Origin of the sequence: Arthrobacter yangruifuii (assembly GCF_009192775.1) — a bacterium.
Classification (GTDB): Bacteria; Actinomycetota; Actinomycetes; order Actinomycetales; family Micrococcaceae; genus Arthrobacter_B; species Arthrobacter_B yangruifuii.
The window spans coordinates 580,899-591,719 of record NZ_VTFX01000001.1 but is presented as its reverse complement, the minus strand read 5'-3'; the positions used below and the strand labels follow the sequence as shown (position 1 = coordinate 591,719).

Genomic DNA, 10,821 nt, shown 5'->3' with positions numbered 1-10,821 from the left:
GTGTCAGGCCTCCGCAGCGAGCGGGAAGGGAACTCCGCGCAGCAGCTCGGGATTCGCCGCGATCTTCTCGGCCCAGCGGTCAGGGAAGGACGGGTTGGGAACCTCGACGGCGGGACGGAACTCGCCGGCATACGCGCGGCGGTGGATTTCGTCGTGGTCCATCCCCGCCTCGCGGGCGGCAACCAGCTTGTCCGGGTCGAACTGCGGTCCGAGCTGGTCCTCCGCGAACTCGCGCGAGGCCCACATCCACTCGCTCGATTTGCCCCAGTCATGGAAGTTGTCCACCTGGATCTCGATGCCGTTCCCGTCCGGGTCGGTGTAGTACATGGACATCGTCATGCCGTGGTCCATGTTGAAGGCGGGCAGAATGTCCTGGTCCCGCAGGCGGACGTAGTTGTCCAGCCACGAGTCGAAGTCGGGGTATTCGAACGCCGTGTGGTGGATTCCGGCCGAGTGGGGTTTGTCCACCGGCGGGACCGTTCCGGGGATCCGGAGAAGTGCAATGCGGTGGTTCGCCTCATCGTTGACCATCCATGCGGCGTTCTCCGAGTAGAAGATCGGCTGCAGGCCGCAGACAGCTTCGTAGAATTTCACCATGGGGTCGATTTCCATGGTCATGAAGGTCGCGTGGTGGAGCTTTGGTGCGCGGATGGGCCGCGGTTTCGGCGTGGTGGCATAGATGGACTGGGACATCATTGTTCCTTTACTCGGCGGCTGCGCTGCAGCCGATTCATTGCTGTACTTACGGCTCGGTTGTAAGGAGGGCCCTTAGGCCGCCGGCTCCACCGGGGTGAAGTGACCGAACCGGCGGTGCTGGTAAACGAGGCCGGCAACGTCGAAGCTGTCCGCAGCGCCGACAAGGCCCGTCACGATCGTGTGATCGCCCGCCCGCACCAGGTCCACGACCTGGCACGCCGCCCATGAGGCGATGCCGTCAATGCGCGGCAATCCCTGATCCATCACCCAGTTCACACCGGCGAAACGGTCCAGCCCACGCCTGGCGAAGGTCGAGGCGATCCCCGCCTGGTCGAAGGCCAGGACGTTGAGACCAAACCGCCCTGACCGTGCGATCAGCTCGAGCAGGTCCGAGTCGTGCTGAAGCGACACGAGGACCATCGGCGGATCGAGCGACAGGGATGCGAACGCACTGACGGTTGTCCCGTGCGGGACACCGAGAGTGGTCGTCACGATGGAGACGGGCGTGGCGACGGCTCCCATAGCTGCGCGGAATGCCTGCGGATCTACGGAAACTTCTGTCTGTGTATCCACCGGTACCTCCTCATTGAGATTCATAGTCGTACTGTACGGTGTAGTGCAGATAAGTGCAATGGGTTTATTGCGGTGTGCCGGGAAAGGTGCTGTACGGCTCCGGGGCGAGCGCGAGTTCACGGGGGTCCCAGACCGGCGAGTAGGGTACCTGCCCGCGTGGCGGGGCATCCGGCCCGTCGACGCCGACCGGCGGCAGCGGCGGAGGGCTCAGCTGCGCGGCTGTATCGGTGAAACTGGCACTGTAGTCCGTAATGAAGGTGGCCGAGAGCCTGAAATGCCAGAGTTTCCAGGCATCGCCTTCACGGATGAAGTCCGCCGAGTAACGCCCCCAGTACCAGAGCCCGCGCAGCGGGTTGCCTTCAATCCACCCGAGGTGATGTGCCTCGGCGCCGGGTGAGATCCACGCCGCCCGGGCAGTGCGCCCGTCGCGGGCGACTTCCACCACCGGCGTCGTGAGCAGGTGCTCGGCGTACTCGCCGGCCAGATCGCGCGCAGGAGCCTTCGCGGGTGGTGGTGCCCACGCCCTGCGGGCGGCGTCCGGTCCGGTGAACGTACCGAACGGCATCTCCACGACCAGATCCTCCCGGTCCGCGAACAGCGGTGGAATCAGGTCGTCCCGATAAGCCGAGTGGTAGAACGCATAACGCCCCATGAGGTTTTCGATTTCGTGAACGGCTTCGAGGCGTTCCAGACGGTGAGCGATCTCTGCAGGTTCGGACATCATGCCCTTTCGTGACGGAGGGATGGAGTGGCGATATGGATCAGAACAGGGGTTCCACAAAATCGCCGAGCCCCTGTCCGAGGAGGACACCGCCGGCAACGGCACTCATGGTCATGAAGTCGGCCGATGCGTGATTGCGAATGACCTGCACATCCCTGCAGATGCGTTCCAGCGGGTCCCCCGTGCGGAAAATGGAGGCCCCCGACGAGCGCACCACAAGGTCCACGGCAGCGAAGGCCTTGGTCCCTGCGCCGGTGAGGCCCAGATTGATCACGGCGCGGTTCTCCAGGCTGGCCTCCCGCGAGTGTTCAGGTCCGTAGATGGCGGCCGTCATGTCGAGTGCGTCCCTCATCTGCAGCTCTGCGACGTGCAGCAGGTCCCAGGCGTGGGCGTAGGCCGATCGCACCAGCGGGTCATCCACGATTCGCTGCCCCGTCTGCATGCGGACACGCTTGCCCGCGTTGGTGCGGAACAGCTCCAGGGCCGCGTCCGCGGTGCCGAGCGCAACGGCGGCCTGGATGACGGGCAGGATGCGGTTGACGGGGTACGCCGCGAGCGGGTAGCCGGGGTGCAGGGCAGCGGCCCGCTCCGAGTCGGCGGAGAACAGGCCAAACTCGATCGTCCTGTGCTCGGGAACGAAGAGGTCCTGCGCCATGACATCGTTGCTGCCGGTGCCCTTCATGCCGGGGACCTGCCAGGTGTCGATGATCGTCACGTCCTCGATGGGTACTGCCACCGAGAGCGGTCCCGCAGGAGTGACCACGCTGACCATCACCCATTGCGCGTGCATCACGGCGGAGGCGAAGCGCCAGCGACCGCTGATCAGGTAACCGCCCTCAGTCTCCACCGCTGTTCCGGGAGGGGTGGCCGCCGCCGCTGCCAGCGCGTACTTACCGCCCTGGAAGAAGTCGGCCTGCGCCTCCGCCCCGTAACGGGCGAGCAGGAGATTGTGGGACATGAGGAACGCACCGACCCACCCGGCCGAGGCGTCGCCCCGGGACAGGGTGCGGACGATGTCGACGAACTCCACGAGGTCAATCTGGGAGCCGCCCAGTGTGGCCGGGAGCATCGCGCTGAACAGGCCGGCCTTCTCGAAGTCGGAAATCGTTGCGGCCGGGAGGTGGCGAAGCTCCTCGGTCTCGGCCGCGCGCTCCCGCAGCAGGGGAACCAGTGCTTCGGCATTCGACAGGAGTTCGGAAGGGAGTGGGGCGGTGAGCAGAGGGGACATGACGGGGAACCTTTTCTTGGTGGCGGGATATGGCGAAGGTGAGGTGAGAAGAGGTGAGGGGTGCTTCAGGAGGAGAGGGCTACGGCCGCGGCGGGGGCGTCCCTTGAGGCGGGGCCGCCGGAGAGCTGAGGGCCGCCATCATTGGGAACGGCGGGAGCCCGAACAGGTCCCGCCCGTTGATCTCGGCCATCGGATCGATCCGGAAGGCACCGTGCGTGGCCAGGACATGAATCTCCCGCACCGCACGCTGCAGCGGGTTCGAGAGCGCAACCGCAGACGAGCCGAGGGCGAGGAGGAGTCCGTCCACCATGTGAAGGCACTGGTGGATCAGGTGGACCAGATCCATGGTGATTTCGGGTTCTTCGGACGGGAGGTAGTCTTCTCCCGCGAGCGCCCGCCGGTCGGCTTCGTCCATGTGCCGGGCGAGGACCGCGTCCGCCGCGTTGATGACCGCACGCGCTTTGCCGGCGACAACCTGGATTGATGCCATCTCCGACATAGTCGGGTAGGGCAGATTGAACGGCGGACGCTTTGCGGCCTGCGCCAGGAACGAATCAAGCGCCCCCTCTGCAATCCCGATGGCCAGCGCGGCGAACGCGCCGCTGCTGCCGATCATCATCCCGAACGCGCCGTGTTTGAAGCCCAACCCCGAATACGCTCCGCGAAGGGCATCGCTCAGACGTGGAAGGTCAGCCGTGTGGACAACGCGGTAGTCGGGGACGAAGACCTCCTCGTCCGCCCGGACACTGTTCGAGTTGGTCGCCTGAAGCCCCATGACGTGCCAGTCGTCCACGATCGTGTACTGGTCCCTGGACAGGACCCCCATTGCACGCCGCCGCTCGCCGCTTGCCGGGTCGTCATACTCGAATCCGACCGAGCCCCAGGCAGCGTGCTTGCTGCCGCTGCCAAATGACCACTTGCCCTTCACCTGATAACCGCCGTCGACCTTGCGGCCGTCGCCGACTTTCGGAGCGAAGACGGTTGCACCGAACACGAGCGGACCGACCCATTCGTCGATTCCCGCAAATACCTCGTCGCGGACTTTCGTGTCGAAGCCGAGGATGTTCCGGGTCGCGCTCGAGACGATGACCAGCCAGGCGGCTGCCGCATCGCCCCGGCCGAGTGTCCTCACGATCTCCGCAGTATCGCGGGCCCCGAGTGCGTAGCCGCCCAGCTCGGTGGGGATCGCTATTTTGAAGGCGCCGACGCGGTCCACCGCCTCCAGGGTGGCAGGGGTGAGTGCGCCGAGCGATTCCCCCTCAGCGGCCTGTTCGCGCAGCAGCGGAAGGAGCCGGACAATCTCGTGGCACATCCGGCGGCCGGCATCACTCAGATACGGCGATTCGGGGAACTTCGCCCTGGCGGCCGGAAGCCCGTCCGGCGGGGGCGGGTTCCCGCCGGGAACATACGCCGCCGGCATGGTGAGTGGTGTCTTCATCGAGGGATCCAATCTCTTCTTTGAGGCTTCCGTGATCAGGGGCGGGGTGCGGGCGGACCCGACGGCAGCGTCGGGGGCGGCGGGCCTTCGGCACGGAGCGGCGCCAGCGCATGCGTCCACCGCAGCAGTTCCGTCAGCATCGGTGTGACGGCACCCTGGGCGGAAGGCGGCGGCACGAAGTCGCCGGCCTCAAAGTTCTGCATAACAAGCGGCAGCACAACGCCGTCCGGCAGCGGCATCATGCGAACAGTCGTGACGATCTGTTTCATGACTTGCACTGCACGGAGACCTCCCGCGATGCCGCCGTAGCTGACGAAGGCGACGGGAGCATACATCCACTCGCGCCCGAGGTAGTCGAAAGCATTCAGCAGGGCGACCGACGGCCCGTAGTTGTACTCCGGTGAAACGAAGATGAACGCGTCCGCTTCCCTGATTTTCGCGGCCCACCGCTGCGTGTGCTCATGCTCGTAGCGTCCCAGGACAGGGTGGTGGCGTTCGTCGAGGACGGGCAGTTCATACTCCGCGATGTCGACGAGCTCTACCTCGAATCTCCCATCCGCCGCCGCTCGCTCGAAGGCCCACTTTGCTATGGGTCCGGCGAGGCGGCCGGGGCGAGTGCTGCCGACAATGATCTGCAGTTTGGGCATCGGTCAGTCCCCCAGCGGATTCCGGCCGGGGACCGCCTTGCGGAAAGTGCTCCAGTGCTCCGCCAGTTTGCCGTTGTGCACGCGGAACACAGTGAGGATGTTCCATTCGTACGTCCCTCCCGGAACAACGGGATCCGGCACGACCTCGCGCATCATGAGGCAGGCGACCTCGCCGTCGAGAATGACACTCACCACCGGCGGCGGAACGATCCCGACGGCCGGGACGTGCCGGAAGTGCTCGATGAGGTTCCCGAGTCCGTTGCCGGCCGCGTTCGGGTCGTGCTGGACATAGTCTTCGGCGGCATATCGGGTCATCACCTCGGCGACCTGTTCCTGCACCTTGTCATCACGGACGATGCGGGCCAGATCTGCTTCGAAGTCGACGAGCAGGCGCTTGACCGCGGTGCGCTCCGGCGAGGAATCTGCCGCGACTGCCGCCTTGAACTCCTCGTTGTCGAGCCAGTTCTGATAGATCGCGGGATCACTGATCTCTGCGATGCCATTGGTGATGGTAAATCCAGCCATGCTGTGGATCCTCTCTGCGACTGTCGGCGCGCCGCGCTACGGGGCGGCGGCGAATCGAAACGTCATCGTTTCGATCAACTCGAGGGTCACGCTACTGCCACGCCGCAGGGAGCGCAACCCCCGACACTGTCGCAATCCGTTCCTGCGGCAGGAGATGGCCGTGGAGGCTGGTGCGTTCCGGCACGGTTTTTGGGCATGACTGTTAGCCCCCGGTCACCCACGATCCGGGGGGGGGAGGAGCGTGAGGTGTCAGCGGTGCGAGAGCGCCGGAATCAGAATCGTGTCGACGAAGCCGGTCAAATACTCGCGGTCAGGAAACGTCCCCTCCGCCAGGTGTTTGGCGAGCGGCATCGACAGGAACACATGATGGCAGTACCGCCGAACGGTCGCATCAACGGAGATTTCCCGGCGCTCGACGGCGCGGTCGATAACCCGGTCCAACGGGGAACCGGCAGGAGCGGAGAGCTGCTCACGCATCGTCTCCGCGAGTGCTTCATCGCGCATCGACGCGTGGGCGAGGGCCGCGAGAAGCGTCATCTCGGATTCCGCCACGTGGGCGATCTGCTCCATGACGGCAAGCAGGTCGCCGCGCAGGGTGCCGGTATCCACATCGACAGGCTCCCCCAGCTGGGAGTGCGACCTGAGGGCAGCCATCACCAGGCCCGGCTTGCCCTGCCACTGACGATAGATCGTCGCCGTGCTGCATTTGGCGCGTTTCGCCACGGCGGGCATGGCCAGACCTTCATAACCGACTTCCTCGAGCAGGCCAAGGGTCTCGGCAAGGATCTCTGCCTCACGGTGCGGCGAGAGCCGGCTGTGCCGGGGCCGTTCCGTTGGATCACTCACCGTCACAACCTCTCTCCAGTCATGCCTAGCCCAGCGCCGGGCCCCACGGATAGTCGTAACCGGGCTTGAGCACCAGGTCCCGCTCCCCCGCGATCGGCCGCAGTCCGCGCAGGAAGACACGCACAATGTACTCGACATGGGCTTCCAGCAGCTCGTCGGAGACATCGAAGTCTGAGATCAGTGCATCGAACTCGATGCCGGACACCGTCATCCGCAGGAGCATTGAGGCATGCGCCTCCGGCCGATCAACGTCAAAGCCGTGCTCGGAGCCATAGTCAACCAGCAGCTGGGCGATGATGCTGATGATGTCCGAGACATCGGGCATCGGGATGGTGTTGAAGGCAGCCTGGATCTCGCGCCGCCGGTTGTGCTCAGCGATCATCACGCGGAAGTACGCTATGGCCTGCACGCCCGTGCCGGCCTTGGTTGCTGCAACCAGTGCGCCGACCAGCCGGTCCTCAGCGGATCCCTCCACCGAAGCGTCGCGCTGCCGAAGCTCGCGCAACCGTTCTCCGAGCTCCATGCTTCCATGCTGCAGGACAGCCTTAAACAGCTCGAGCTTGTCCGAGAAGTGCGCGTAGACCGTTGTCTTGGACACTCCGGCCCGGGCCGCCACCGCATCCATGGACGTGCCGTCATACCCGTTGAGCAACAGCAGTTCAACAGCAGCATCGAGCACTGCGTCGCGCTTGCTGCGTCCGCCGCTTCGTTTTGCCCGTGGCATTCGGCACTCCTCTGTTTGCGCTCTGACGCGACCCGCAGTTGCGAATCGCCGCTCATCGCCATCCTATGTGCTGGACGGAGCAGTACGGAAAGCATGGACAATAAGCGAACTGATCCGTACAGTACAGGCCAGCCGTAGAGATGGAGATGATATGACTGACACCCTTCCCCAGCCACCTGACGAACTGAGCCCGGGCCTCCCCCCGGGGCCTCCCCCTGAGCGGTCCAGCTCTCTGGATGCCCCGGCCGCCAGGTACCTCAGCGCGGAGGGGAAGCGGCTCGCAACCGGGGCGCGTGCCCTCCAGCACCGCATTCGGGAGCTCGCACCCGAGGCCGAACGCCGTGGCCGGCTCAGCCCGGAGATTGTCGAGGCCTTCACCGAGCTTGGCCTCTACCGCGCCTGCGCGCCCATCGAGTACGGCGGCTCCGCCCTGGGCGCCCGCGATATCGCTGAGATTGCGCGGGCCCTTGGACAGGGCGACGCCGCGGCAAGTTGGACCTTCTTCGTCGGCACCAGCCTCCGCATGGTCAGCGCCTTCCCCAAGCCCCTGGTGGATGAGCTCTACAGCCGACAGCAGGGCCATGTCGGCCCGCTGTCCGCCGGGGGCTCAACGTTCGCCGCCGTGACAGGCAAGGCGGTCAGAGCGGAAGGGGGCTGGAAGGTCGAGGGGAAGTGGACCTATGTATCGGGAAACCACGACGCCGCCTGGCTTTTCGGCGGTGCCGCCTGGACCGACGGAGACCGCAGCGGCCATGCCCTGCTCATGATGGATCCGGCCGACGTCGAACCGCTTGATGACTGGCATGTGGCCGGCATGATGGCATCCGACTCAAATTCCATCACCACCACCAAGCCGATGTTCGTGCCCGATCATCGCTTTATTGATATGGCAGAGCTTCCGATGTACCTGGACACTGCGGCGGACCGGTTCGCGGGTCTTGCCTACCAGGCGAAGACCCGGGCATCCATGATGACCGCCACGGTGTTGAACATGGCGGCACTGGTCGGCATGGCCGAGGGTGCCCTGGAAGTGTTCCAGGAGCTCGCGCAGAAACGGAAGCCGTTCAGCCCGCCCTATGACACGATTGCCGAAATGGCCTCGAGCCAGGTTGCAGCCGGCAAGGCCAAGGCGCTTCTCGGCGTTGCGGGCGCGACGGTGCTCCAGTATGCGGACGAGATCGACCATCTCGCGGTTCTCGGCGAAGATTACACCGGCGACGAGGAAGCGCAGGGATGCACCGATCTGGCCTTCGCCGGTCAGCTTGCGAAAGACGCGATCGACCTCCTCCTGCGCATCCTGGGGTCGTCGGGCATGTCACTGTCCAACCCCCTCCAGCGTTACTCGCGCGACGCAGCCGTCATACTTTCCCACGGCGCAATGCGTCTCGAATCGCTGGCGGAGATCAGCGGCCGCCGACTCCTCGGACAGCCGCCGTTCAAGATGTTCGCCGGTGGGCTGCAGGACAAGGGTGCACAGAAGTAGCCGGCACGGCAGACGCTAAAACGATCCCGGGTGGAATTTTGGTTCCACCCGGGATCGTTTTTTCGGGGCTGCTGTGGAGGGAAGGGGCAAGTCCCGCCCGGCCTTCCCCCTGTGTGCAGCTCAGGACTCGAGGACGCCCTCCTGGACGGAGGCTCCCGTGATCCACCCGATGACGCTTTCCTTGTCCACTGACCCCGTTGCGGTGTCGGCCACCTTGCGTCCCCGGTTGAGGACGATGGTGCGGTCGGACACGGCAAAGGCGAGGGGAAGGTTATGGGTGACGACGACGATCGAGGTGCCGCGTGCAGCGAGTGCCTTGATGAGCTCCTCGACGAGTTCGGTCTGCTCATGACCGAGGGCAGCCGTCGGCTCATCCATGAGCAGGATGCCCTGCTCAGGCAACCGCGCGCTGGCCCGGGCGATGGCGATTACCTGGCGCTGCCCGCCGGACAGCATCTCCACGGGGCGGGTCACCGGCGCCGTCCGGATGCCCAACTCGTCGAGTTCGCGCTCCGATTCACGCCGCATCGCCTTGTGGTCGAGAAAACCGAACCACCCGAGAGGCCCGCGCATGATCTGCTCCCGCCCCAGGGTGAGGTTCCCGGCAATATCCATCGCCTCCACCAGGGCGAGATCCTGATACACCATCTGGACACCGGCGCCGGAAGCATCCCTCGGCGACTTGAAATCCACCGGACGCCCGTGCACGAGGATCTGCCCCGAACTGGGGCTGTGCGCGCCCGACATGACCTTCAGCAGCGTCGATTTGCCGGCACCGTTGTCGCCGAGCAGCGCAACCACCTCGCCTGGACTGACGGCCAGGGACACCCGCTCCAGAGCGCGGGCATATCCGTAGTGGACAGAGATGTCCTTCAGTTCCAGTGCGGCGTCGCTCATCGTGTCCCTCTTTTCGCGCCGTCGTCGCCGCTGGCGAGAAGGAGCTTTGACGTTGTGTTTGTCGTCCACATGTTCAGGCCGAGACCGCCGACCAGCAGCACACCCGTCACCACCGACGACCAGTCCGCCGGCACCTTCGCCAGCAGCAGTCCGGCAGAGATCGTCGATACCACGATCACGCCGAGCCCGACTCGGGGGAGACTCCCCCGCCCGCCGACGAACGGCACCCCGGCAAGGGCAACAGCCGTCATCGCGGTGAAGACGGTGCCCACGCTGGCGCTCGGGACAGCGGTCGTGATGTAGGCCGCGGTCACGATTCCCCCGAGGGCTGCGCACAGACCGGAGATCGCGAAGCCAAGGATGCGGTACCAGTTCACCGCGATGCCGACGCGGCGGGCGGCCTCGGCGCTGCCGCCGACGGCCAGCAGCCGCGTTCCCCCGCGGGTGAACTTGAGGAACACCGTGAGAATGATGAAGAGGACCACCGCTATGTACACCGGTGCGGGAATGCCGAAGTACGTCCGTGTCCCCATGAACACCAGCTGGGTGAGCCCTGAGATGTTGTAGCTGCCGGCGATCAGGAGCGACGCTCCGCTGAGCACACTAAGCATGGCGATGGTGACGATGAGGGGGTTGAACCCCCGGAGTACGACGACGGCGTTGACGACACCCACCAGGAGCCCCATCAGCAAGCCGCACATGATCGCCAGTCCCGCCGGCAACCCCTCCTGAAGGAGGCGTCCGGTGACGACCCCCGCCAGGGCGGCTGTGCCGGGCACCGAGAGGTCCAGCACTCCCGTCATGATTCCCACAGCAACACCCGCGGCGAAGATGCTCGCGATTGCTGCCGCGTTCAATACCGAGATGGCAGTGGGGAGGGTAAGGAAGTACGGAGCCCCCCAGAAGGCGAAGACGGCGATGATCGCGATGAAGAGGGCCAGCAGGCCCTGGTCACGGATCAGGAGCAGCCCGCGGATCTTCCACGGCAGGGCGTTGTTCGGTGAGATCTGACCCACCGTTTCAGCCCGGGTAATCAGCGCCAT

The 10,821-nt window shown here is 65.4% G+C and carries 12 protein-coding genes; 1 reads left to right on the top strand and 11 read right to left on the bottom strand.

Features of this window, described 5'->3' with window-relative positions; all coding sequences use genetic code 11:
• Positions 1-3 precede the first annotated feature (3 nt).
• From GD627_RS02895 to GD627_RS02855, 9 genes are all read right to left on the bottom strand, one after another.
• Entirely contained in the window at positions 4-693 is a 690-nt protein-coding gene (locus GD627_RS02895; RefSeq protein ID WP_152271276.1) for a VOC family protein, read from the bottom strand.
• Between the two features lie 75 nt (positions 694-768).
• Positions 769-1,269 (bottom strand): flavin reductase family protein, encoded by a 501-nt coding sequence (locus tag GD627_RS02890; protein ID WP_210250444.1) that lies wholly within the window; start codon positions 1,267-1,269, stop codon positions 769-771.
• 64 nt (positions 1,270-1,333) lie between these two features.
• Entirely contained in the window at positions 1,334-1,990 is a 657-nt protein-coding gene (locus tag GD627_RS02885) for a nuclear transport factor 2 family protein (RefSeq protein ID WP_194265937.1), read from the bottom strand.
• A gap of 40 nt (positions 1,991-2,030) precedes the next feature.
• Positions 2,031-3,218, bottom strand: a complete 1,188-nt coding sequence (locus GD627_RS02880; RefSeq protein ID WP_152271274.1) for an acyl-CoA dehydrogenase family protein — start codon at positions 3,216-3,218, stop codon at positions 2,031-2,033.
• 79 nt (positions 3,219-3,297) lie between these two features.
• Positions 3,298-4,656 (bottom strand): acyl-CoA dehydrogenase family protein, encoded by a 1,359-nt coding sequence (locus GD627_RS02875; protein ID WP_210250443.1) that lies wholly within the window; start codon positions 4,654-4,656, stop codon positions 3,298-3,300.
• 35 nt (positions 4,657-4,691) lie between these two features.
• Positions 4,692-5,303, bottom strand: coding sequence for an NADPH-dependent FMN reductase (locus tag GD627_RS02870; protein WP_152271273.1), 612 nt, complete (start codon positions 5,301-5,303; stop codon positions 4,692-4,694).
• A gap of 3 nt (positions 5,304-5,306) precedes the next feature.
• The gene (locus GD627_RS02865) at positions 5,307-5,828 is read right to left on the bottom strand and encodes a nuclear transport factor 2 family protein (RefSeq protein ID WP_152271272.1); all 522 of its coding nucleotides are present in this window, start codon (positions 5,826-5,828) and stop codon (positions 5,307-5,309) included.
• 249 nt (positions 5,829-6,077) lie between these two features.
• On the bottom strand, positions 6,078-6,674 hold the full coding sequence (locus tag GD627_RS02860) for a TetR/AcrR family transcriptional regulator (protein ID WP_194265936.1): 597 nt from the start codon (positions 6,672-6,674) through the stop codon (positions 6,078-6,080).
• A gap of 25 nt (positions 6,675-6,699) precedes the next feature.
• The gene (locus tag GD627_RS02855; RefSeq protein ID WP_152271270.1) at positions 6,700-7,398 is read right to left on the bottom strand and encodes a TetR/AcrR family transcriptional regulator; all 699 of its coding nucleotides are present in this window, start codon (positions 7,396-7,398) and stop codon (positions 6,700-6,702) included.
• Between the two features lie 151 nt (positions 7,399-7,549).
• Here GD627_RS02855 and GD627_RS02850 point away from each other — a divergent pair, with 151 nt between their 5' ends.
• Complete coding sequence (locus GD627_RS02850) at positions 7,550-8,881, top strand: acyl-CoA dehydrogenase family protein (protein WP_194265935.1); 1,332 nt, start codon at positions 7,550-7,552, stop codon at positions 8,879-8,881.
• Between the two features lie 120 nt (positions 8,882-9,001).
• On the opposite strand, the gene GD627_RS02845 is transcribed toward GD627_RS02850, so the two are convergent.
• Complete coding sequence (locus GD627_RS02845) at positions 9,002-9,778, bottom strand: ATP-binding cassette domain-containing protein (protein WP_152271268.1); 777 nt, start codon at positions 9,776-9,778, stop codon at positions 9,002-9,004.
• Positions 9,775-10,821: an ABC transporter permease gene (locus GD627_RS02840; RefSeq protein ID WP_152271267.1), complete on the bottom strand. Its 1,047-nt coding sequence runs from the start codon at positions 10,819-10,821 to the stop codon at positions 9,775-9,777. The genes GD627_RS02845 and GD627_RS02840 overlap by 4 nt, the downstream gene beginning before the upstream one ends.